This is a genomic window from Pseudomonas sp. FW306-02-D09B, from assembly GCF_058782685.1.
This window is the reverse complement of the sequence record NZ_JBYSXY010000011.1, coordinates 124851-148431: the sequence shown is the minus strand read 5'-3', so window position 1 is coordinate 148431 and position 23581 is coordinate 124851. Positions and strand designations below refer to the sequence as shown.

Here is a 23581-nt window from a genome sequence, read left to right as displayed (position 1 = left end):
TAGCCTTAATGTCCAAACAGGGCTAGGTTAAGAACTCTGTCTGTCCCGCCAGTCCGTAGCCGTGCGGACCCAAAGGAGTCATTTCAATGCCGTCCCTCGATAGTCTGAAGACCCTTAAAACGCTGAAAATAGACGACAAGACCTACCATTATTTCAGCTTGCCGGAAGCCGCAAAGTCCTTGGGCGATCTCGACAAGCTGCCGATGTCGCTCAAAGTGCTTCTGGAAAACCTGCTGCGCTGGGAGGACGAAAAAACCGTCACCGGCGCCGACCTCAAGGCCCTCGCCGCCTGGCTCAAAGAACGGCGCAGCGATCGGGAAATCCAGTACCGCCCCGCACGCGTGTTGATGCAGGATTTCACCGGTGTGCCGGCGGTGGTCGACCTCGCGGCCATGCGCGCCGCCATGGCCAAGGCCGGCGGCGATCCGCAGCGAATCAATCCGCTGTCGCCGGTGGACCTGGTGATCGACCACTCGGTGATGGTCGACAAATTCGCCAGCAGCACGGCCTTCACCCAGAACGTCGACATCGAAATGCAGCGTAATGGCGAGCGTTACGCCTTTCTGCGCTGGGGCCAGAGCGCCTTCGACAACTTCAGCGTGGTGCCGCCGGGCACGGGCATCTGTCACCAGGTCAACCTGGAATACCTTGGCCGCACGGTGTGGACCAAGGATGAAGACGACCGCACCTATGCCTTCCCCGATACGCTGGTGGGCACCGATTCCCACACCACCATGATCAACGGCCTCGGCGTACTCGGCTGGGGCGTTGGCGGCATCGAAGCGGAAGCGGCGATGCTCGGCCAACCGGTGTCGATGCTGATCCCGGAAGTGATCGGTTTCAAACTCACCGGCAAGCTCAAGGAAGGCATCACCGCCACCGACCTGGTGCTGACCGTCACCCAGATGCTGCGCAAGAAAGGCGTGGTCGGCAAATTCGTCGAATTTTACGGTGATGGCCTCGCCGAGTTGCCGCTGGCGGATCGCGCAACCATCGCCAACATGGCCCCGGAATACGGCGCCACCTGCGGCTTTTTCCCGGTGGACGAAGTGACGCTGGAGTACCTGCGCCTGTCCGGTCGGCCCAGCGCCGTGGTCAAACTGGTCGAGGCCTACTGCAAAACCCAGGGCCTGTGGCGTCTGCCCGGCCAGGAGCCGGTGTTCACAGACAGCCTGGCGCTGGACATGAGCAGCGTCGAAGCCAGCCTCGCCGGCCCCAAACGCCCGCAAGACCGGGTGTCGCTGCCAAATGTCGCCCAGGCGTTCACTGACTTCCTCGGCCTGCAAGTCAAGCCTGCCCGCCCCACCAGCAAGGAAGAAGGTCGCCTCGAAAGCGAAGGTGGCGGTGGCGTCGCGGTCGGCAATGCCGATCTTGTAAGCGAAGCGGACTACGAGTACGAGGGCCAGACGTATCGGCTGAAAAACGGTGCCGTGGTGATTGCCGCCATCACCTCGTGCACCAACACCTCCAACCCGAGTGTGATGATGGCGGCCGGGCTGGTGGCCAAGAAAGCCGTGGAGAAAGGCCTCAAGCGCAAACCGTGGGTGAAGAGTTCTCTGGCGCCGGGCTCCAAAGTGGTTACCGACTACTACAAGGCCGCCGGCCTGACCCAATACCTCGATGAATTGGGCTTTTCACTGGTCGGCTACGGCTGCACCACCTGTATCGGTAACTCCGGGCCGTTGCTGGAACCGATTGAAAAAGCCATCCAGAGCTCCGACCTGGCCGTCGCCTCGGTGCTGTCCGGCAACCGCAACTTCGAAGGTCGCGTGCACCCTCTGGTGAAAACCAACTGGCTGGCCTCCCCGCCGCTGGTCGTCGCGTATGCCTTGGCCGGCAGCGTGCGCATGGACATCAGCAGCGAGCCGCTAGGTGAAGGCAAGGATGGCAAACCGGTGTACCTGCGGGACATCTGGCCGAGTAGCAAGGAAATCGCCGACGCCGTGGCGCAGGTCGACACCGCGATGTTCCATAAGGAATACGCCGAGGTGTTTGCCGGAGACGCGCAGTGGCAAGCCATCGAAGTCCCGCAAGCGGCGACCTACGTCTGGCAGAAGGATTCCACCTACATCCAGCATCCGCCGTTCTTCGATGACATTTCCGGCCCGCTGCCGGTGATTCAGGACATCAGCGGTGCACGCGTACTGGCGCTGCTCGGCGATTCAGTGACCACCGACCACATCTCCCCCGCCGGCAACATCAAGGCCGACAGCCCGGCCGGACGTTACCTGCGTGAACAAGGTGTGGAACCGCGAGACTTCAACTCTTACGGCTCACGTCGCGGTAACCACGAAGTGATGATGCGCGGCACGTTTGCCAACATCCGCATTCGCAACGAAATGCTTGGTGGCGAAGAAGGCGGCAATACGCTCTACATTCCGACCGGGGAGAAACTGGCGATCTACGACGCCGCCATGCGCTATCAAGCGGCGGGCACCCCGCTGGTGGTGATTGCGGGTCAGGAATACGGCACCGGTTCAAGCCGTGACTGGGCGGCCAAGGGTACCAACCTGTTGGGCGTCAAAGCGGTGATTGCCGAGAGCTTCGAACGGATTCACCGCTCCAACCTGGTGGGCATGGGCGTGCTGCCGCTGCAATTCAAGCTCGACCAGAACCGCAAGAGCCTGAACCTGACCGGCAAGGAAACACTCGACATTCAAGGGCTGACGGGCGTCGAGCTGACACCGCGCATGAACCTGACGCTGGTGATCACCCGCGAGGACGGCAGCAGCGAGAAGGTGGAGGTGTTGTGCCGGATCGACACGTTGAACGAAGTGGAATACTTCAAGGCGGGAGGGATCCTGCATTACGTGTTGCGGCAACTAATTGCTTCATAATGTCGCACTGACAAAAACACCGTCTTCGGACGGTGTTTTTGTTTGAGTCGCGAACGTCCCTTTAATCGCACCGCTTCCTGTGGGAGCGAGGTGGCTCGCAGAATCTCAGACACAAGGATTTCACATGATTGCTCTGCCATGGCTCTATCTGGCACTCCTCTCCATCGGCTACGCACTGGCCCTGGTCTACAGCCACCTCGGCTGGCTGGCGGCCATTTCCGTCGGGTTGTTAGCGTTTGCCGGCTTTGCCGTTCGCCAACCACAGATCCAGGTCGGCCGCGTCCTGGGTCACGGCCTGTTCGTTTTCCTGGCGGTGGCGCTGGCCATGCACTGGCTTCCCGGTTTCTACAACGGTCGTGGTATCGGCCCGGAACGCTTCAGCGCGGATGCCGTGCCGTTTTCCATGTACCTGAATCTGGACAAACCACTGATTGGCTTCTGGCTGTTGCTGGTGTGCCCGTGGATTGTCGGTCGCCGCTCCCTGCGCCTTTCGCTGTATGCCACCGCCGCGGCACTGACCTTGAGCGCGCTGGCCGCTCTTGGTGGTGCGCTGCTGCTGGGTATGATCAGTTGGGCACCGAAGTGGCCCGATAAAGCCTGGCTCTGGGTGCTGAACAACCTGCTGCTGGTGACGCTGGTCGAGGAGGCGCTGTTTCGCGGTTACATCCAGGGCGGTTTGAGTCGCTGTCTGAAGAACCTGCGCTACGGCGAACACCTCGCCCTGCTTGGCGCCACAGTGTTGTTCGGTCTGGCGCACCTCGGCGCTGGCTGGCAATGGGTACTGCTGGCGAGCCTTGCCGGGTTCGGTTATGGGCTGGCGTACCGTTTCGGTGGGCTGGGGGCCGCCATCGCCACGCACTTTGGTTTGAATCTGCTGCACTTCGGCCTCTTTACCTACCCAATGCTGGCGGGTTGAAGATCAAGGAGTGTGCGCCAGTGCTGAATATTGAAAAATAATTTCAATTTATTCCTGGCACTGCCGACACCCTGTCAAAGCCTTGCGGATTGAAAAAGCCATGCGTAATAACCAGCCCATTACACAACGCGAACGGACCTTTCCGGCTCAGCAACGGTTGATTTCCACGACCGATGCCAAAGGCGTGATCACCTACTGCAACGATGCTTTCGTCGAAATCAGCGGGTTTTCTCGTGAAGAGCTGATCCGTGCACCGCACAACCTGGTCCGTCACCCCGACGTTCCACCTGCGGTCTTCGCGCACATGTGGGGCACACTGAAACAAGGCTTGCCATGGATGGGCATTGTCAAGAATCGCTGCAAGACTGGTGACCACTACTGGGTTAACGCCTATGTCACACCGGTATTCGACGGCAATCAGGTGGTCGGTTACGAGTCGGTGCGGGTCAAGCCCAGCGCCGAACAGATCCGCCGCGCCGAAGCGCTCTACCAACGCATCAATCAGGGCAAGTCGGCGATTCCTCAAACAGACAAGTGGCTGCCGGTGCTACAGGACTGGTTGCCATTCATTCTGGTCAGCCAGTTGAGCTTCATGATCGGCGCCACACTCAACTCGCAGTGGGGTTTTGCGCTGGCTGCCGGGCTGTCCGTGCCGCTTGGCCTGCTGGGCTTGAGCTGGCAACAGCGAGGCCTCAAGCGCTTGCTGCGCCTGGCCGAGCAGACCACATCCGACCCGCTGATTGCGCAGATGTACACCGACAGCCGCGGCGCTCAAGCGCGCCTGGAAATGTCGATCCTCAGTCAGGAAGCCCGTCTGAAAACCTGCCTGACTCGCCTGCAAGACACCGCCGAGCACCTGAACGAGCAAGCTCGACAGTCCGACACCCTGGCGCACAAAAGCTCGACCGGCCTGGAACGTCAGCGCGTCGAGACCGAGCAAGTGGCGACCGCCGTCAACCAGATGGCCGCCACCACCCAGGAAGTCGCCAGCCACGTGCAACGCACCGCTGACGCGACCCAGGAAGCCAATCGCCTGACCGGTCGTGGCCGTGATATCGCCGGTGAAACCCGTGACGCGATCCAGCGCCTGTCGGTGGTGGTCGGCGAAACCGGCCTGACCGTGACCCAATTGGCCAAGGACAGCGACGAAATCGGTGGCGTGGTCGATGTGATCAAAGGCATTGCCGACCAGACCAACCTGCTGGCCTTGAACGCGGCCATCGAAGCGGCTCGCGCCGGTGAGATGGGCCGTGGTTTTGCGGTGGTTGCCGACGAAGTAAGGCAACTGGCGCAACGCACCAGCGAGTCGACCGGGCAAATCCACACCCTGATCGCCAAGCTCCAGCAGACCGCCAGCACCGCGGTGCAAACCATGGAAGCGGGTCACCGTCAGGCTGAAGAAGGCGTGGCGCGGGTTCTGGAAGCCGACCAGGCTCTGGTGGGTATCAGCGAAGCGGTAGCCAACATCACCGACATGACCACCCAAATCGCTGCCGCGACCGAAGAGCAAAGTGCAGTAGCCGAAGAGATCAGCCGCAACATCAGCACCATTGCGCAACTGGCCGACCAGACCTCGGAACAGGCACAGAACTCGGCGTTACTGAGTGAAGAGCTGACCCGTACGGCGAATACCCAGTATTCGTTGGTGGAGCGGTTTAACCGCTGATCGTTGCTGGCAAATACAAAAACCCGGGAGGTGATGCTTCCGGGTTTTTTATTGCCAATCTGAAAGTGATATCACCCGGTAGATCGCTTTCGCGAGCAAGCCCGCTCCCACATTGGTTCTCGGTCGTTCACAGAACTTGCGTACACCCGAGATTTAATGTGGGAGCGGGTTTGCTCGCGAAGAGGCCCTCACTACCACCGCATAACTCACAGGAGAAATGCTGCCACCTTGCTGGCCGCAGCCGCCAAATGCTGTTCATGAGTAAAGCCCGAAGCCTTCAACGGCTTCAAATCATGATCGCCAGCCACCAGCCAAAGCACCTCGATACTCGACGCTAACGTATAACCCTCGACCGCCTCACGATTCCCCAACGCATCCCGCTCACCCTGCACAATCAGCGTCGGGGTCTTGAGCCCGGCCAGATGCTCGACTCGCGGCTTCTCCGGTTTGCCCACCGCGTAAAACGGATATCCCAGACACACCAGCGCATCCGCGCCCAGCTCATCGGCCAGCAAACTGGCCATGCGCCCGCCCATGGACTTGCCGCCAATGGCCAGACGCCCAGCGACATGGCGTCGCACCACGGCATACACATCACGCCAGCATTCGAGCAATTTGGGCGTCGGATTCGGTGGACGCTTGCCACCGTCGATGCGCCGTTGCGCCATGTACGGAAACTCGAAACGCAACACGTTGACGCCAAGCCCGGCAAGGCGTGCGGCGATGTCGCTCATCCAGTCACTGTCCATCGGTGCGCCGGCGCCATGGGCGAGAATCAGCGTCGCCGATGCCGGCACCGAGGCGGCGTCCCACAGCCATCCGCGATCCTGCACGCACTGCGCCCATTGATCCCCGTCAATACTGGCCTTGTGCTGTTTGTCCATGCTTGCCTCGCTTTTAATCTGCCTATAACTCCAGGCGAAGGGAGCGTCATCGCCTCGCGCGGACGCTTTCACTTCGGCTGAACCGTGGATGGGGAACCATGAACACTTCTTTAAGTACCGCCTATAACTACAAGGTGGTCCGCCAATTCGCCATTATGACGGTGGTGTGGGGCATCGTCGGCATGGGGCTCGGGGTTTTTCTCGCGGCTCAATTGGTCTGGCCTGAACTCAACTTCAATTTGCCCTGGACCAGCTTCGGCCGTTTGCGCCCGCTGCACACCAACGCGGTGATCTTCGCGTTCGGCGGCTGCGCCCTGTTCGCAGCCTCCTTCTATTCGGTGCAACGTACCTGCCAGACGCAGCTGTTCGCGCCGAAAATCGCCGCATTCTGCTTCTGGGGCTGGCAGTTGGTCATTGTCCTGGCCGCCATCAGCCTGCCGCTGGGCTACACCACTTCCAAGGAATACGCCGAGCTGGAATGGCCGATCGCCATTTTGATCGCCATCGTCTGGGTCGCCTACGGCGTCGTGTTCTTCGGCACACTGATGAAGCGCAAGACCAAGCACATCTACGTCGGTAACTGGTTCTTCGGTGCGTTCATCATCACCGTGGCCATCCTGCATATCGTCAACCACGCCTCCCTGCCGGTGAGCTGGACCAAGTCCTACTCGGCCTACGGCGGTGCGACGGATGCCATGGTGCAGTGGTGGTACGGGCACAACGCAGTAGGGTTTTTCCTCACCGCCGGTTTCCTCGGGATGATGTATTACTTCGTGCCGAAACAGGCCGAACGTCCGGTGTACTCGTATCGCCTGTCGATCGTGCACTTCTGGGCACTGATCACCCTGTACATCTGGGCCGGCCCGCACCATTTGCACTACACCGCGCTGCCGGATTGGGCGCAGTCGCTGGGCATGGTGATGTCGCTGATCCTGCTGGCACCGAGCTGGGGCGGGATGATCAACGGCATGATGACCCTCTCGGGCGCCTGGCATAAGTTACGCAGCGACCCAATCCTGCGCTTTTTAGTGGTGTCGCTGGCGTTCTACGGCATGTCGACCTTCGAAGGGCCGATGATGGCGATCAAGACGGTCAACGCCCTCTCCCACTACACCGACTGGACCATCGGCCACGTACATGCCGGCGCACTCGGCTGGGTGGCAATGATCTCGATCGGCGCGCTGTACCACATGATCCCGAAAATCTTCGGCCGCACGCAGATGCACAGCCTCGGCCTGATCAACGCGCACTTCTGGCTTGCCACCATCGGCACCGTGCTCTACATCGCCTCGATGTGGGTCAACGGCATCGCCCAGGGCCTGATGTGGCGCGCGGTCAACGAAGACGGCACGCTGACCTACTCCTTCGTCGAAACCCTGGTGGCCAGCCACCCAGGCTACGTCGTGCGACTGGTGGGCGGCGCGATCTTCTTCAGCGGCATGCTGCTGATGGCTTACAACACCTGGCGCACCGTGCGTGCCGCACAGCCAGCCGAAGTCGCCGCCGCGGCGCAGATGGCCTGAGGAGTCCGCCATGAAACACGAAACGATTGAGAAAAACGTCGGCCTGCTGTTGCTGCTGATGGTCTTCGCGGTGAGCATCGGCGGTCTGACCCAGATCGTCCCGCTGTTCTTCCAGGACGTCACCAACAAGCCGGTCGAAGGCATGAAGCCTTACACCGCGCTGCAGCTCGAAGGTCGCGACATCTACATCCGCGAAGGTTGCGTGCAATGCCACTCGCAGATGATTCGCCCGTTCCGCGCCGAGACCGAGCGCTACGGCCACTACTCGGTGGCCGGTGAAAGCGTCTGGGATCACCCGTTCCTGTGGGGCTCCAAGCGCACCGGTCCGGACCTGGCCCGGGTCGGCGGTCGCTACTCGGAAGACTGGCACCGCGCGCACTTGTACAACCCGCGCAACGTGGTGCCCGAGTCGAAGATGCCCGCCTACCCATGGCTGGTGGCCAACACGCTGGACAGCAGCCACACCGAAACCAAGTTGCGGACCATGCGTACCCTCGGCGTTCCGTACACCGACGAAGACATTGCAGGCAGCGTCGAAACGCTCAAGGGCAAGACCGAAATGGACGCGCTCGTCGCCTACCTGCAAGTGCTCGGCACTGCGATCAAGAGCAAGAGGTGAGCCATGGCCATGTTCTTTGAATTAAGTAGCGGAATGATCCGCGGCCTGGGCACCGTCGTCGTCTTCGTAGCGTTTGTCGGACTGGCGCTGTGGGTGTTCAACGGCAAACGCAGCCCGGATTTCGCCGAAGCGCGTCTGCTGCCTTTTGCCGACGAACCGCAACCCGACGACACCACTAGCCAAGAAACAGCAACAACAAGGAGTACCCGGCCATGACCACCTTCTGGAGTACGTGGATCTGCGTACTGACCATTGGCAGCCTGATCGGCCTGACGTGGCTGCTGATCGGCACCCGCAAGGGCGAAACCAAGGGCAGCGTCGACCAGACCATGGGCCACAGCTTCGACGGCATCGAGGAGTACGACAATCCGCTGCCGCAGTGGTGGTTCATGCTGTTCGCCGGGACCCTGGTGTTTGCCGTCGGCTACCTGATCCTTTATCCGGGCCTGGGCAACTGGAAAGGCGTACTGCCCGGCTATCAGGACGGCTGGACCCAGACCAAGGAATGGGACCGGGAGATGGCCAAGGCCGACGCCAAGTTCGGGCCGATCTACGCCAAATTCTCGGCCATGCCCGTGGAAGAAGTCGCCAAGGATCCGCAAGCGCTGAAAATGGGCGGACGCCTGTTTGCCTCCAACTGCGCGGTCTGCCACGGCTCGGATGCCAAGGGCGCGTTTGGTTTCCCCAACCTCGCCGACAACATCTGGCGTTGGGGCGGCAGTGCCGAAACCATCAAGACCACGATCATGGGCGGACGCATGGCGGCCATGCCGGCCTGGGGTGACGTACTGGGTGAGACCGGGGTGAAAAATGTCGCGGCGTATGTGCGTCACGAACTCGCCGGCCTGCCGTTGCCAGCCGACAGCGGTGCTGACCTGCAAGCCGGACAGCAAACGTTCAGCACCACTTGCGTAGCCTGTCACGGTGCAAACGGCCAGGGCACGGAACTGATGGGGGCGCCAAACCTGACGCAACCGGCAGGTTTCATCTACGGCACCAGCCTGACGCAACTGCAACAGACCATTCGCCATGGTCGCCAGGGTCAGATGCCGGCGCAGCACGAACTGCTCGGCAACGACAAGGTGCAACTGCTGGCCGCGTATGTGTACAGCTTGTCTCACAGCCCGAACGCCGAGCGTTTGCAGGCTGAAAGCAAAACCGAATAAATCTTCACTGCCCAACTGCTGCATTCACCCGAATGCGGCAGTTCCCTGCTCCTTTGCGACGCATTGTCGCACCCCTCAATTGGTCTGCCTTTCGGTTCGGTGGATTCGCGTCTACGCTTGCTTCGAAGCGGACTGGCAACAGCCGGTCAAAGGTCAACCGTACACGATGCGTTCGACGAATCTGTTCGATGACAGGCCGCAAAGGCTGGTAGATACCGGCTGTCGCGCAAATTGCCGTCTGTCACCTGCCCGCCTCGTTTGAACACACCCAGTTACACCTGACCCGACCCCCTCGCCTTTTTGGTCCGCCGAGACATTTTGTCCATGGGCAATTTTGTCCCTACGCGGAGCATGGAAAGGCCGCAGAATCAGCTTTTGAAAGCATTGACGCAGGTCATGGCGCGTTGCAATGACCCCCCGCTTTCTCCATACTTGCGACCGATTTTTATCCCTAATAAAACACCTAAACCGTGGAACCTTAGAATGAGCACAGCAATCAGTCCGACTGCTTATAACTATAAGGTAGTCCGCCAGTTCGCCATCATGACGGTGGTCTGGGGGATCCTTGGCATGGGGCTCGGTGTCTTCATCGCCTCACAACTGGTCTGGCCGGAGTTGAATTTCGGCCTGCCGTGGACGACGTTTGGACGCCTACGCCCGTTGCACACCAACCTGGTGATTTTCGCCTTCGGTGGTTGTGCACTGTTTGCCACTTCCTATTACGTCGTGCAGCGAACCTGCCAAACGCGACTGATTTCCGACAGCCTCGCCGCCTTCCACTTCTGGGGTTGGCAAGCGGTGATCGTCGGCGCGATCGTTACCTTGCCGCTGGGTTACACCACCACCAAGGAATACGCGGAACTGGAATGGCCCCTGGCTATCCTGCTGGCTATCGTCTGGGTCACCTACGGCCTGGTGTTCTTCGGCACCATCGTCAAGCGCAAAACCAAGCACATCTATGTCGGTAACTGGTTCTACGGTGCCTTCATCGTCGTGACGGCGATGCTGCACATCGTCAACCACGCGTCCTTGCCGGTCAGCTTCTTCAAGTCCTACTCGGCGTACGCCGGTGCGACTGATGCCATGATCCAGTGGTGGTACGGCCACAACGCGGTAGGTTTCTTCCTGACCACCGGCTTCCTGGGGATGATGTACTACTTCGTGCCGAAACAGGCCGAGCGTCCGATCTACTCGTATCGCCTGTCGATCGTGCACTTCTGGGCACTGATCACCCTGTACATCTGGGCTGGCCCGCACCACCTGCACTACACCGCACTGCCGGACTGGGCTCAGTCGCTGGGCATGGCGATGTCGATCATCCTGCTGGCGCCAAGCTGGGGCGGCATGATCAACGGCATGATGACCCTGTCGGGCGCCTGGCATAAGCTGCGCACCGACCCGATCCTGCGCTTTTTGGTCGTGTCCCTGGCGTTCTACGGCATGTCGACCTTCGAAGGCCCGATGATGGCCATCAAGACTGTCAACTCGCTGTCTCACTACACTGACTGGACCATCGGCCACGTACACGCCGGTGCCTTGGGCTGGGTAGCGATGATTTCGATCGGTGCGCTGTACCACATGATCCCGAAAATCTTCGGTCGTGCGCAGATGCACAGCATCGGCCTGATCAACACGCACTTCTGGCTCGCGACTATCGGCACCGTGCTCTACATCGCTTCGATGTGGGTCAACGGCATCACCCAGGGCCTGATGTGGCGTGCAATCAACGATGACGGCACCCTCACCTACTCCTTCGTTGAAGCCCTGCAAGCCAGCCACCCTGGTTTCATCGTTCGCGCCCTTGGCGGTGCGTTCTTTGCCAGCGGCATGCTGTTCATGGCGTACAACGTGTTCCGCACCGTACGCGCCTCGAATCCGGAAGATGCTGAAGCCGCCGCTCAGATCGCTGTCGTTGGAGCTCACTGATGAAGCATGAAGCAGTCGAGAAGAATATTGGCCTGCTGGCCTTCTTCATGGTCATCGCCGTCAGCATCGGCGGCCTGACCCAGATCGTCCCGTTGTTTTTTCAGGACGTGACCAACAAGCCGGTTGAAGGCATGAAGCCACGCCCGGCGCTGGAACTTGAAGGCCGTGACATTTTCATCGCCAACGGTTGTGTCGGCTGCCACTCGCAGATGATCCGTCCGTTCCGTGCTGAAACCGAACGTTATGGCCACTACTCGGTAGCCGGTGAAAGCGTCTGGGACCACCCGTTCCTGTGGGGCTCCAAGCGTACCGGTCCGGACCTGGCCCGCGTTGGCGGTCGTTACTCCGATGACTGGCAGCGTGCGCACTTGTACAACCCGCGCAACGTGGTGCCAGAGTCGAAAATGCCGGCTTACCCGTTCCTCGTGGAAAACAAGCTCGACGGCAAGGACACCGCGAAGAAAATGGAAGTCTTGCGCACCCTCGGCGTTCCTTACACCGACGAAGACATCGCCGGTGCAAAAGATGCCGTGAAGGGCAAAACCGAAATGGACGCGCTGGTGGCCTATCTGCAAGGCCTGGGCACCATCATCAAAAGCAAACGGTGATCTGGATGGATATCGGGATGATTCGTGGCCTGGGCACCGTTGTCGTGATGGTTGCCTTTATCGGTCTGGCGCTGTGGGTGTTCAGCCCCAAGCGCAAGTCGGAGTTTGAAGACGCGACCTTGCTGCCTTTCGCGGATGATCCCGAAGCCATCAAGCACGTCGAGCAAGCTTCTAGGAGTAACAAAGAATGACTACGTTCTGGAGTCTGTACGTCACAGTCCTCAGTCTGGGTACCATTTTCGCCCTGACCTGGCTGCTGCTGTCGACCCGCAAGGGCCAGCGCGCCGAGCAGACGGATGAGACGGTTGGCCACGCCTTCGACGGGATCGAGGAGTATGACAACCCGCTGCCGAAATGGTGGTTCATGCTGTTTGTCGGCACCATCATCTTCGCCCTCGGCTACCTGGTGCTGTACCCGGGCCTGGGCAACTGGAAAGGCCTGCTGCCGGGTTACGGCTACCTCGACAACGAGAAGCAGACCGCGTTCGCCAACGGCCAGTCCGGCTGGACCGGCGTTCACGAGTGGGAAAAGGAAATGGCCAAATCGGACGCCAAGTTCGGTCCGATCTTCGCCAAATTCGCAGCCATGCCAATTGAAGAAGTTGCCAAGGACCCACAAGCCCTGAAGATGGGTGGCCGCCTGTTCGCCTCCAACTGCTCGGTTTGCCATGGCTCCGACGCCAAAGGCGCTTACGGCTTCCCTAACCTGACCGACGAAGACTGGCGTTGGGGCGGCGAGCCACAAACCATCAAGACCACCATCATGGGCGGCCGTCACGCGATGATGCCAGCCTGGGGTGAAGTGATCGGCGAGCAAGGCGTCAGTGATGTTGCCGCGTTCGTGCTGACCAACCTCGATGGCCGCAAGCTGCCGGAAGGCGCCAAGGCCGACCCGGTTGCCGGCCAGAAGATTTTCGCTGCCAACTGCGTGGCTTGCCACGGTCCGGAAGGTAAAGGCACCCCAGCCATGGGCGCACCTAACCTGACCCACCCGGCCGCGTTCATCTACGGTTCGAGCTTCGCTCAACTGCAGCAGACCATCCGTTACGGCCGTCAGGGCCAGATGCCTGCGCAAGAACAGCTGCAAGGCAACGACAAGGTTCACCTGCTGGCCGCTTACGTCTACAGCCTGTCTCACGGTGAGAAAGCTGCTGACGCCGAGTAAGGCAAACGCGTGATCGCACTAAAAAACGGCCCCGCCAGTGATCTGGCGGGGCCGTTTTCATTTCCGTCATTCATTTGCCTACTTCAAGACCGGAATGACCTGATCGAGCTTTCGGCTTGGCCAGTTACTGTTGCGGACAACGCTGACCGCCAGCGACTGCCGGTCAGCGGTAAAACTGGCAATCAGATAAGTTTGTTGGGAGGCAGAGCCGCTTAGAAAGACCGGTACATCACCAAAGTACTGTGACTTGCCCCAATCAAAGTAAGTCCCCGCGCCCCAGTGATCATGCCCACCAAAGACCGCCGTCACCCGGTATTTTTCGAGCATTTGTTGAAATCGTGCAATTTGCTCGTCATCACCCTTCCAATCGAAAACCTTGTGCATATTAAGAATAATGATCTTGCCCTGCTCCCGAGCGCTCTTTAGATCCCCCTCCAGCCAGTCAAGCGCAGGGGTAATTTCAAACACTGTCGGAGCAAATGGATTGCCGGAGGTAAAACTGACGGTATAGGTCGGTTCATTATTCAGTTGAACCATGTGCACATCACCGACATTTTTCGAGTAAGCGAGGCTGCCATAAAAGATCGTCCCCACGCCCGAGCTTCTTGCCGCCAGATCCATGGATTCGACTTTTCCCCAGTAGCGCTCCTTGAGATCGTTGACACTGCCAGCCGCACAGCTATTCAGGAAACAGTCGTCCACGTTATTGGCATAGTCATGATTACCCAGCCCGTAATCATATAGCCCCTCCAGTTTATTCTCGAAAACCGACTTCATGTATGAACGTTCGCCACCATGACCAAAGGCTGTGATATCACCGTTAATCATCACCGGTATGCGGGATGCCCCGCCATTCAACTTCCTGAAACTTGAAATATCGGAGTACTGCAACTCTATCAGCTCTTTTGAGCGCGCCTCCTTGTTGGGGTCCGGAAGATTATCATCCGTGAGATCAGTCCAGGGGTATTGCGAATCCGATACAAACACCATATGGCGCGGCGTCTCTGCCGACGAGGCGCCATAGACCACAGGGATAACCAACGCCAGCGCAAGACACACCAGCCACACACGCTCTTTATATAAAGTCATAGAAGTCCATTTCCATCGATATTTAACAGCCACTCCATAGCGGCAACTGCAAAATATATCGCCCCTTGATAATTAACAAACTACCGACCTCTGCAGATCAACAGCGGATATTTCCAACATCCACTGACACTCGCACACTTCAAAACACTCACTAAAAAATGTTCTATATAGTCCAGCGCCAATGAATGTCAGACAGTGGAAGGAGGTGGATGAGGGAATCGGAGTCGGTACGCCCCTTGCAGGCGCGCGGTAGTAACCCTGGGCGGACGGATAGCTATACTCAACAAGTCAATTGATCTGCATCACGATTTGTTACATTTGCTACACCATCTACGAATTTCCACCAACGCGACCAAAGGTCGCACCCTTGAGCTAGAGCGACAGGCGTATCATTACGCCACTGCAACACCCTTTTTGACCGCGGTCGGCACGTACTGACCGAGGCATTTTTCCACTGCCGTGGGATGCAATGATGAGCAACCAGATTCCGGTACACGACGTCACCCCGCCTGCCAAGAACGCAAATAACAGCGTCGATCTCTACGCCTCTCGGGAAAAAATCTACACCCGCGCCTTCACCGGCCTGTTCCGCAATTTGCGGATGGCGGGCGGCGCCGCGTTGTTCCTGCTGTATTTCGGCACGGTCTGGCTCAATTGGGGCGGTCACCAGGCGGTCTGGTGGAACCTGCCAGAGCGCAAATTCTTCATCTTCGGTGCGACCTTCTGGCCGCAGGATTTCATCCTGCTGTCCGGCCTGTTGATCATCAGCGCCTTCGGCCTGTTCTTCATTACCGTGTATGCCGGACGCATCTGGTGCGGCTATACCTGTCCGCAAAGTGTCTGGACCTGGATTTTCATGTGGTGCGAGAAGGTCACCGAAGGCGACCGCAACCAGCGCATCAAGCTCGACAAGGCGCCAATGAGCGCCAACAAGTTCTTGCGCAAACTCAGCAAACACACGATGTGGTTGTTGATCGGTTTCGTCACCGGCATGACCTTTGTCGGCTACTTCTCACCGATTCGTGAACTGACGATCGACTTCTTCACCGGCCAGGCTGATGGCTGGTCGTATTTCTGGGTCGGCTTCTTCACCCTCGCCACTTACGGCAACGCCGGCTGGTTGCGCGAACAGGTGTGTATCTACATGTGCCCTTACGCGCGCTTCCAGAGCGTGATGTTCGACAAGGACACGCTGATCGTCTCCTACGACCCGCGCCGCGGCGAAGCCCGTGGTCCGCGCAAAAAAGGCATCGACTACAAGGCTCAGGGCCTGGGCGACTGCATCGACTGCACCATGTGCGTTCAGGTGTGCCCGACCGGCATCGACATCCGTGACGGCTTGCAGATCGAGTGCATTGGCTGTGCCGCCTGCATCGATGCCTGCGACAGCATCATGGACAAAATGGACTACCCGCGCGGGCTGATCAGCTACACCACCGAGCACAACCTGTCCGGGCAAAAAACCCATAAACTGCGTCCGCGCCTGATCGGCTACGCGCTGGTGTTGCTGGCCATGATCAGCTTGCTGATCACCGCGTTCTTCATGCGCTCGCTGGTCGGCTTCGATGTCAGCAAGGACCGTGTGCTGTACCGCGAAAACGCCGAAGGCCGGATCGAGAACGTCTATAGCCTCAAAGTCATGAACAAGGACCAGCGCGACCACACTTACGTGCTGGAAGCCTCAGGACTGCCGGATCTCAAGTTGCAAGGCAAGCGCGAGATCAAGGTGGCTGCTGGCGAAATCTTCAGCATGCCGGTCGAGCTGTCGAGTGCACCGGAACAACTGCCGTCCAGCACCAACGAGGTGAAATTCACCCTCAAGGATGCCGACGACAACAGCGTCCACGTTGAAGCCAAGAGCCGATTCATCGGCCCACAAATTCGTTGAGAGAAGTCATCATGCCCGCAGCAACTGCCACCAGCCCCTGGTACAAGCACCTCTGGCCATGGATCATCATTGGGATTCTGACCTGTTCGGTGACCCTGACCTTGTCCATGGTGACCATTGCCGTGAAAAACCCGGACAACCTGGTCAACGACAATTACTACGAGGCGGGCAAAGGCATCAACCGTTCGCTGGACCGCGAGTTGCTGGCCCAGACCCTGCTGTTGCGCGCCAACGTGCATCTGGATGAGGTGACCGGTGAAGTCGACGTGCGCCTGACCGGCAACAGCACGCCAGCGACCCTCGAACTGAACCTGATCTCGCCAACCCAGCCGGATAAAGATCGCAAGATCACCCTGACCCGAAGCGCGGCCGAACCGGGTCGTTATATCGGCCAGTTGACCGACAAGATCGAAGGCCGGCGCTTCGTCGAGCTGCTGGGCAGCCAGGACGATCACGTGTGGCGCCTGTTCGAAGAAGAACAGATTGGCCACGACAAGCATTTGCTGCTCGGTGACGAACCGCTGCAAGGCGCGGAAGATCTGAAGCAGTAACACCTGCGCTTCGCGCATTCGCGAGCAAGCCCGCTCCCACACTGGATCTTCAGCGCACTCAAAATTGTGCACGACACAAATCTAATGTGGGAGCGGGCTTGCTCGCGAAGAGGCCCTACCCGACGACAGAGATTCAGCGGCACTAGTGAAAACCCCATGACCACCCCAACGCCTTGCTACCACTGCGCCCTGCCCGTTCCCTCCGGCAGCCGGTTTACCGCCGTCATCCTCGGCGAAACCCGCGAGCTCTGCTGTCCGGGTTGCCAGGCCGTGGCCGAGGCGATTGTCGCGGGCGGGCTGGAGCACTATTACAGCCATCGCAGCGAGGCTTCGGCCAACCCTGAAGCCTTGCCGGTGCAACTGGTGGACGAACTGGCGCTGTATGACCGCGCCGACGTGCAACAACCGTTTGTTCGCCACGAAGGCGAACTCGCTGAAACCACCTTGCTGATGGAAGGCATCAGCTGCGCGGCCTGCGGCTGGCTGATCGAGAAACACCTGCGCAGCCTGCCGGCCGTGGCCGAGGCGCGCCTGAACCTGTCCAACCATCGCCTGCACGTGCGCTGGACCGACAGCCAGTTGCCGTTGAGCCAGCTGCTTAGCGAACTGCGTCACATCGGTTATGCCGCCCACCCCTACCAGGCCGACCGCGCCAGCGAACAACTGGCCAGCGAAAACCGCCTGGCCCTGCGCCAACTGGGCGTCGCCGGCTTGCTGTGGTTCCAGGCAATGATGGCGACCATGGCCACCTGGCCGGAATTCAATATCGACCTCAGCCCCGAGCTGCACACCATCCTGCGCTGGGTCGCTCTGTTCCTGACCACGCCGATTGTGTTCTACAGCTGCGCGCCGTTTTTCAAAGGTGCGATGCGCGATCTGCGCACCCGCCACCTGACCATGGACGTTTCCGTGTCGCTGGCCATCGGCGGCGCCTACCTCGCCGGGATCTGGACCTCAATCACTGGCGTCGGCGAGCTGTATTTCGACGCGGTCGGGATGTTTGCGCTGTTTCTATTGGCGGGCCGCTATCTGGAGCGCCGCGCCCGTGAACGCACCGCCGCCGCCACCGCACAATTGGTGAACCTGCTGCCCGCATCGTGCCTGCGCCTGAGTGCGGACGGCCAGAGCGAGCGCATCCTGCTCAGCGAGTTGCGTCTCGGTGACCATGTTTTGGTGCACCCCGGCGCCATCCTCCCGGCCGACGGCAAAATCCTCGATGGCCAGTCGAGCATCGATGAGTCGCTGCTGACCGGTGAGTACCTGCCGCAACCCCGGACGCTCGGCGATGCGGTGACGGCCGGCACCCTGAATGTCGAGGGCGCACTGACCGTCGAAGTGCTCGCGCTGGGCCAGGACACTCGCCTCTCGGCTATCGTCCGCCTGCTCGATCGCGCCCAGGCCGAGAAGCCGCGACTGGCAGAAATTGCCGACCGCGCTGCGCAGTGGTTCCTGCTGTTGTCGCTGATTGCCGCTGCTGCCATCGGTTTGCTCTGGTGGGAGCTGGATGCATCCCGCGCCTTCTGGATCGTGCTGGCGATGCTGGTCGCGACCTGCCCCTGCGCCTTGTCACTGGCCACGCCGACCGCACTCACCGCCGCCACCGGAACCTTGCACAAACTCGGCCTGCTGCTGACCCGCGGCCACGTGCTGGAAGGCCTGAATCAAATCGACACGGTAATTTTCGACAAAACCGGCACACTCACCGAAGGTCGCCTGGCCTTGCGTTCGATTCGAGCACTGGGCGCACTCGACAGCGATCAGTGCCTGGGCCTCGCCGCCGCCCTGGAGAGCCGTTCTGAACACCCGATTGCCCGCGCCTTTGGCCGAGCGCCGCTGGCCGCCGAAGAAGTCCTCAGCACCCCAGGACTGGGCCTTGAGGGCCGGGTCGGCGAACAGCGCCTGCGCATCGGTCAACCGGCATTTGTCTGCGAACTCAGCGGCTGTGCTGTGCCGGCAATCCCGGATGAAGCCGGTCAATGGCTGTTGCTTGGCGACAGCCATGGCGCGCTGGCCTGGTTCGTGCTCGACGACCGCCTGCGCAACGACGCACCAGCGCTGCTCGCGGCGTGTAAAGCACGCGGTTGGCGCACGTTGCTGCTGTCCGGCGACAGCTCGCCGATGGTTGCCAGTGTCGCCGCCGAGTTGGGTATCGACGAGTTCCGCGGCGGCTTGCGCCCGGATGACAAGCTGCAGGTGCTCAAGCAGTTGCACCAGCAGGGCCGCAAGGTGTTGATGCTCGGCGACGGGGTCAACGACGTGCCGGTGCTGGCCGCCGCCGACATCAGCGTGGCCATGGGCTCGGCCACCGATCTGGCGAAAACCAGCGCCGATGCGGTGCTGCTGTCCAATCGTCTCGACGCCTTGGTGCAAGCCTTCAGCCTGGCCCGGCGTACACGTCGGGTAATCATCGAGAACCTGCTGTGGGCCGGGCTGTACAATGGCTTCATGTTGCCGTTCGCCGCCCTCGGCTGGATCACTCCGGTATGGGCCGCGGTCGGCATGTCGATCAGTTCGCTGACCGTGGTACTCAATGCACTTCGCCTGACTCGCATGCCGAGCCAGCCAAGCGCCAGCGCCACGCCAGTCACCCGCCCGCTACCGGTTTGATCCGGTCAGGCATGGAGTCCAGATGCCAGCTCTTTATGTGATGATCCCGGCAGCGCTGCTGATCGTCGCCATCGCCATTTACATTTTCTTCTGGGCGGTCGACAGCGGTCAGTACGACGACCTCGACGGTCCGGCCCACAGCATCCTGTTCGACGACCAGGACCCGAGCCATCAGGCAGCAGTCGACGAAGCCAGCGGTCACGCGCCGACCGATCCGGCCAAGCCGAGCGACAAGGCCCCGCCTCATGCTTGAGTTGGCGCCACTGCTGGTTTCTGCGGTGATCCTTGGCCTGCTCGGCGGCGGGCATTGCCTGGGCATGTGTGGCGGGTTGATGGGCGCGTTGACCCTGGCGATTCCCAAGGAACAGCGCAGCCGGCGCTTTCGCCTGTTGCTGGCGTACAACCTCGGGCGGATTCTCAGTTACGCCACTGCCGGTCTGCTGATCGGCCTGGCGGGATGGGCGGTGGCCAACAGCCCGGCGGCGATGTTCATGCGCATCCTCGCCGGCTTGCTGCTGATCGCCATGGGCCTGTACCTGGCCGGCTGGTGGAGTGGCCTGACCCGCATCGAAAGCCTGGGACGTGGCCTGTGGCGCTACATACAACCCGTTGCCAACCGTTTGTTGCCGGTGTCGAGCCTGCCGCGTGCGTTGCTGCTCGGCGCACTCTGGGGCTGGCTGCCGTGCGGTTTGGTCTACAGCACGCTGTTGTGGTCTGCCAGCCAGGGCAATGCCATCGACAGCGCGTTGTTGATGCTCGCGTTTGGCCTTGGCACCTGGCCGGTTTTGTTGGCCACTGGCCTTGCGGCCGAACGGGTCACGGCGTTACTGCGCAAACGCAGCGTGCGCATGACCGGCGGCTTGCTGGTGATCCTGTTTGGTATCTGGACCTTGCCGGGACCGCATCAGCATTGGTTGATGGGGCACTAAAACTGTGGCGAGGGGGCTTGCCCCCGCTGGGCTGCGAAGCGGCCCCAAAATCTGCAATCGTATCCTGCCTATGATCTTACGACTGCTGCGCAGCCGAACGGGGGCAAGCCCCCTCGCCACAAGTAAAACCATCCACCTCGCTGTCTCAGTGAAACCGCATGCATCGTATTTGCGAGGACTACGTCCTCGAACGCGGCCTGCGGCAGCTGCTACAAAGGGCCGCACCACTTCCGGTTACCCTTGATGCAAATCAAGATGCCCCAACGTCGCACCCCCTAGACTCGCCACCACTGCCAGCCTATCCGGGGGAATGCCCGCATGCTCGACGCCATTCGTTGGGACACAGATCTGATCCGCCGTTACGACCTGGCGGGACCACGCTACACCTCGTATCCGACCGCGGTGCAATTCAATAGTCAGGTCGGTACTTTCGATCTGTTCCATGCCCTGCGCGAAAGCCGCAAGGCCCTGCGCCCACTGTCGCTATATGTGCACGTGCCGTTCTGCGCAAACATCTGCTACTACTGCGCCTGCAACAAAGTCATCACCAAGGACCGTGGCCGCGCCCTGCCCTACCTGCAGCGCCTGGAACAGGAAATCCAGCTGATCGCCTGTCACCTGGACCCGAACCAGAAAGTCGAGCAACTGCATTTCGGCGGCGGCACCCCGACCTTTCTCAGCCACGACGAACTGCGCCAGTTGATGGCGCAACTGCGCAAGCATTTCAACCTGCTGGACGATGACTCTGGCGATTACGGCATCGAGATCGACCCACGCGAAGCCGACTGGTCAACCATGGGCCTGCTGCGCGAGTTGGGTTTCAACCGGGTCAGCATCGGCCTGCAAGACCTTGACCCGGCCGTACAGCGTGCGGTCAACCGCCTGCAGAGCCTGGAAGAAACCCGCGCAGTGATCGAGGCGGCGCGCACCTTGCAGTTCCGCTCGATCAATATCGACCTGATCTACGGCCTGCCCAAGCAAACCGCCGAGAGCTTCGCCCGCACCGTGGACGAAGTCATCAACCTGCAACCGGATCGGCTCTCGGTGTTCAACTACGCGCACCTGCCCGAACGTTTCATGCCACAGCGGCGAATCAACAGCAGCGACCTGCCGGCCCCCGCCGAAAAGCTGAACATGCTTCAGCGCACCATCGAGCAACTGACCGCCGCCGGTTATCGCTACATCGGCATGGACCATTTCGCCCTGCCGGATGATGAGCTGGCCATCGCACAGGAAGAGTCGACGCTACAACGCAACTTCCAGGGTTACACCACCCACGGCCATTGCGACCTGATCGGTCTTGGCGTGTCGGCCATCAGCCAGATCGGCGATTTGTACTGCCAGAACAGCAGCGACCTGAATCAGTACCAAAACACTCTGGCCAGCGCGCAACCGGGCACCAGCCGTGGTTTGCTGTGCAACCAGGACGACCGTCTGCGGCGGGCAGTGATTCAGCAGCTGATCTGTACGTTCAGCCTGGCATTCGCCCAGATCGAGCAGGCCTTCAACATCGATTTTCGCGGCTACTTCAGCGAGCTCTGGCCGCAGTTGCAGGCCATGGCCGAGGATGGCCTGATCGAACTCGACAGCGAAAAAATCGTGGTCCTGCCGGCCGGAAGGTTACTGGTCCGTTCGGTGTGCATGGTCTTCGATGCCTACCTGGAACAACAGAATCGCCAACGTTTCTCTCGGGTAATTTAAGACACCATAGGCTGGCTTCGATGTCATTGCGTGGGTTACCCTTACGTCTTATGTGTGTTTTCCCACAAGGATCTAAGAAATGTCCGAGCCAGTTAAACTGCGCGCTCACAGCCAGGCACATTGCAAGGATTGCAGCCTGGCACCCCTCTGCCTGCCACTTTCGCTGAATCTGGAAGACATGGATGCGCTGGACGATATCGTCAAACGTGGTCGCCCGCTGAAAAAAGGCGAGTTTCTGTTCCGTCAGAGCGATCAGTTCGATTCCGTTTTTGCAGTACGCTCCGGCGCGTTGAAAACCTTCAGCCTGAGCGATGGCGGCGAAGAACAGATCACCGGCTTCCACCTGCCGAGTGAACTGGTGGGCTTGTCGGGCATGGACACCGAGAGTCACCCGGTTTCAGCCCAGGCACTGGAAACCACCTCGGTGTGCGAAATTCCTTTCGAACGTCTCGATGAACTGGCCCTGCAACTGCCACAGTTGCGCCGCCAATTGATGCGCGTGATGAGCCGCGAGATTCGTGACGACCAGCAAATGATGCTTCTGCTCTCGAAAAAGACCGCTGACGAGCGCATCGCCACGTTCCTGGTCAACCTGTCAGCACGTTTCCGCGCACGCGGATTCTCTGCCAACCAGTTCCGCCTGAGCATGTCGCGCAACGAAATCGGTAACTACTTGGGCCTCGCCGTTGAAACAGTGTCCCGGGTGTTCACGCGCTTCCAGCAGAACGAGCTGATTGCCGCCGAAGGCAAGGAAGTGCACATCCTCGACCCGATCCAGCTGTGTGCACTGGCCGGTGGCTCGGTCGAAGGCTGACGTTGCGATTGCGGCTGAGCGAACCCGCCCGGCCGCAGTTATACTTCGCCGTTTGTAGCCTGCCAGGACACCTCGACGATGGTCATCGACTCCTTCGACATCAAATCCCTGATCCGCCCCGTGATCGATTTTCCAAAGCCGGGCGTGATCTTTCGCGACATCACCCCGCTGTTCCAGTCCCCGAAGGCCCTGCGTCTGGTGATGGACAGCTTTGCGCACCGCTATGTCGAGGCCGACTTCACGCATATCGGCGCCATGGATGCGCGCGGTTTCCTGATCGGCTCGATCCTCGCCTATCAGTTGAACAAGCCACTGGTGCTGTTTCGCAAGCAAGGCAAACTGCCGGCTGACGTACTGTCCGAGGGGTATCAGACCGAGTACGGCGAAGCTTTTCTTGAAGTTCACGCCGACAGCCTTTGCGAAGGCGACTCGGTGCTGATCTTCGATGACCTGATCGCCACTGGCGGTACGCTGATCGCTGCGGCCAACCTGATTCGGCGCATGGGCGCGCGGGTTTTCGAAGCCGCGGCAATTATCGACCTGCCGGAACTGGGCGGCTCCCAGCGCCTGGAAGACATGGGCATCCCGACGTTCTGCCTGACACAGTTTGCGTTGAACGAAAGATAAGTCGGCGTCGTCACCGACGCCCTCGCGGGCAAGCCTTGCTCCTACGAAAAGCACCGTCTCCTGTA

General features: G+C 60.2%; 21 protein-coding genes. 19 read left to right on the top strand and 2 right to left on the bottom strand.

Features of this window, described 5'->3' with window-relative positions:
- Positions 1–86 precede the first annotated feature (86 nt).
- From acnA to AC3WK5_RS19050, 3 genes are all read left to right on the top strand, one after another.
- Positions 87–2837 (top strand): aconitate hydratase AcnA, encoded by a 2751-nt coding sequence (acnA, locus tag AC3WK5_RS19060; RefSeq protein WP_103315340.1) that lies wholly within the window; start codon positions 87–89, stop codon positions 2835–2837.
- 124 nt (positions 2838–2961) lie between these two features.
- On the top strand, positions 2962–3753 hold the full coding sequence (locus AC3WK5_RS19055; protein WP_103315341.1) for a CPBP family intramembrane glutamic endopeptidase: 792 nt from the start codon (positions 2962–2964) through the stop codon (positions 3751–3753).
- A gap of 100 nt (positions 3754–3853) precedes the next feature.
- Entirely contained in the window at positions 3854–5419 is a 1566-nt protein-coding gene (locus tag AC3WK5_RS19050; protein WP_103315342.1) for a methyl-accepting chemotaxis protein, read from the top strand.
- A gap of 206 nt (positions 5420–5625) precedes the next feature.
- Here AC3WK5_RS19050 and AC3WK5_RS19045 read toward each other — a convergent pair whose 3' ends face one another.
- Positions 5626–6303 carry an alpha/beta family hydrolase gene (locus tag AC3WK5_RS19045; RefSeq protein WP_103315343.1) on the bottom strand — a complete coding sequence of 226 codons (678 nt, stop codon included), beginning with the start codon at positions 6301–6303 and terminating at the stop codon, positions 5626–5628.
- 98 nt (positions 6304–6401) lie between these two features.
- Between AC3WK5_RS19045 and ccoN (AC3WK5_RS19040) the strand changes: the two genes are divergently transcribed.
- The 8 genes from ccoN (AC3WK5_RS19040) to ccoP (AC3WK5_RS19005) all read left to right on the top strand — a co-directional run bounded on the left by ccoN (AC3WK5_RS19040) (position 6402) and on the right by ccoP (AC3WK5_RS19005) (position 13310).
- Positions 6402–7826 (top strand): cytochrome-c oxidase, cbb3-type subunit I, encoded by a 1425-nt coding sequence (gene ccoN / locus AC3WK5_RS19040; RefSeq protein ID WP_103315344.1) that lies wholly within the window; start codon positions 6402–6404, stop codon positions 7824–7826.
- Positions 7827–7836: 10 nt separating this feature from the next.
- Positions 7837–8445 carry a cytochrome-c oxidase, cbb3-type subunit II gene (gene ccoO, locus AC3WK5_RS19035; protein WP_103315345.1) on the top strand — a complete coding sequence of 203 codons (609 nt, stop codon included), beginning with the start codon at positions 7837–7839 and terminating at the stop codon, positions 8443–8445.
- Positions 8446–8454: 9 nt separating this feature from the next.
- Positions 8455–8661 (top strand): cbb3-type cytochrome oxidase subunit 3, encoded by a 207-nt coding sequence (locus AC3WK5_RS19030; RefSeq protein ID WP_103315423.1) that lies wholly within the window; start codon positions 8455–8457, stop codon positions 8659–8661.
- Entirely contained in the window at positions 8658–9611 is a 954-nt protein-coding gene (gene ccoP / locus AC3WK5_RS19025) for a cytochrome-c oxidase, cbb3-type subunit III (protein ID WP_054593207.1), read from the top strand. The genes AC3WK5_RS19030 and ccoP (AC3WK5_RS19025) overlap by 4 nt, the downstream gene beginning before the upstream one ends.
- 483 nt (positions 9612–10094) lie before the next feature.
- The gene (ccoN, locus tag AC3WK5_RS19020; RefSeq protein ID WP_054593208.1) at positions 10095–11537 is read left to right on the top strand and encodes a cytochrome-c oxidase, cbb3-type subunit I; all 1443 of its coding nucleotides are present in this window, start codon (positions 10095–10097) and stop codon (positions 11535–11537) included.
- Positions 11537–12145: a cytochrome-c oxidase, cbb3-type subunit II gene (ccoO, locus tag AC3WK5_RS19015; RefSeq protein ID WP_054593209.1), complete on the top strand. Its 609-nt coding sequence runs from the start codon at positions 11537–11539 to the stop codon at positions 12143–12145. Before ccoN (AC3WK5_RS19020) ends, ccoO (AC3WK5_RS19015) begins: the two co-directional genes overlap by 1 nt.
- A gap of 5 nt (positions 12146–12150) precedes the next feature.
- Positions 12151–12336: a CcoQ/FixQ family Cbb3-type cytochrome c oxidase assembly chaperone gene (locus tag AC3WK5_RS19010; protein ID WP_003175465.1), complete on the top strand. Its 186-nt coding sequence runs from the start codon at positions 12151–12153 to the stop codon at positions 12334–12336.
- A complete protein-coding gene (gene ccoP / locus AC3WK5_RS19005) occupies positions 12333–13310 on the top strand; it encodes a cytochrome-c oxidase, cbb3-type subunit III (RefSeq protein ID WP_054593210.1) in 978 nt (325 codons plus the stop codon). Before AC3WK5_RS19010 ends, ccoP (AC3WK5_RS19005) begins: the two co-directional genes overlap by 4 nt.
- 78 nt (positions 13311–13388) lie before the next feature.
- Here the strand turns inward: ccoP (AC3WK5_RS19005) and AC3WK5_RS19000 are convergent, their stop codons facing one another.
- Positions 13389–14399 (bottom strand): metallophosphoesterase family protein, encoded by a 1011-nt coding sequence (locus tag AC3WK5_RS19000; RefSeq protein WP_103315346.1) that lies wholly within the window; start codon positions 14397–14399, stop codon positions 13389–13391.
- Positions 14400–14871: 472 nt separating this feature from the next.
- Between AC3WK5_RS19000 and ccoG the strand changes: the two genes are divergently transcribed.
- From ccoG to AC3WK5_RS18960, 8 genes are all read left to right on the top strand, one after another.
- Positions 14872–16287, top strand: coding sequence for a cytochrome c oxidase accessory protein CcoG (gene ccoG, locus AC3WK5_RS18995; protein ID WP_103315347.1), 1416 nt, complete (start codon positions 14872–14874; stop codon positions 16285–16287).
- Positions 16288–16298: 11 nt separating this feature from the next.
- On the top strand, positions 16299–16838 hold the full coding sequence (locus AC3WK5_RS18990; RefSeq protein WP_054593213.1) for a FixH family protein: 540 nt from the start codon (positions 16299–16301) through the stop codon (positions 16836–16838).
- Positions 16839–16994: 156 nt separating this feature from the next.
- Positions 16995–19445: a heavy metal translocating P-type ATPase gene (locus AC3WK5_RS18985; RefSeq protein ID WP_103315348.1), complete on the top strand. Its 2451-nt coding sequence runs from the start codon at positions 16995–16997 to the stop codon at positions 19443–19445.
- Between the two features lie 22 nt (positions 19446–19467).
- Entirely contained in the window at positions 19468–19698 is a 231-nt protein-coding gene (gene ccoS, locus AC3WK5_RS18980; RefSeq protein ID WP_019689547.1) for a cbb3-type cytochrome oxidase assembly protein CcoS, read from the top strand.
- Positions 19691–20374 (top strand): sulfite exporter TauE/SafE family protein, encoded by a 684-nt coding sequence (locus AC3WK5_RS18975; RefSeq protein ID WP_103315349.1) that lies wholly within the window; start codon positions 19691–19693, stop codon positions 20372–20374. Before ccoS ends, AC3WK5_RS18975 begins: the two co-directional genes overlap by 8 nt.
- A gap of 318 nt (positions 20375–20692) precedes the next feature.
- The gene (gene hemN, locus AC3WK5_RS18970; RefSeq protein WP_103315350.1) at positions 20693–22075 is read left to right on the top strand and encodes an oxygen-independent coproporphyrinogen III oxidase; all 1383 of its coding nucleotides are present in this window, start codon (positions 20693–20695) and stop codon (positions 22073–22075) included.
- 79 nt (positions 22076–22154) lie between these two features.
- Positions 22155–22889, top strand: a complete 735-nt coding sequence (gene fnr, locus AC3WK5_RS18965; protein ID WP_054593218.1) for a fumarate/nitrate reduction transcriptional regulator Fnr — start codon at positions 22155–22157, stop codon at positions 22887–22889.
- 78 nt (positions 22890–22967) lie between these two features.
- Positions 22968–23516: an adenine phosphoribosyltransferase gene (locus tag AC3WK5_RS18960; RefSeq protein ID WP_103315351.1), complete on the top strand. Its 549-nt coding sequence runs from the start codon at positions 22968–22970 to the stop codon at positions 23514–23516.
- The last annotated feature ends 65 nt before the right edge of the window (positions 23517–23581 follow it).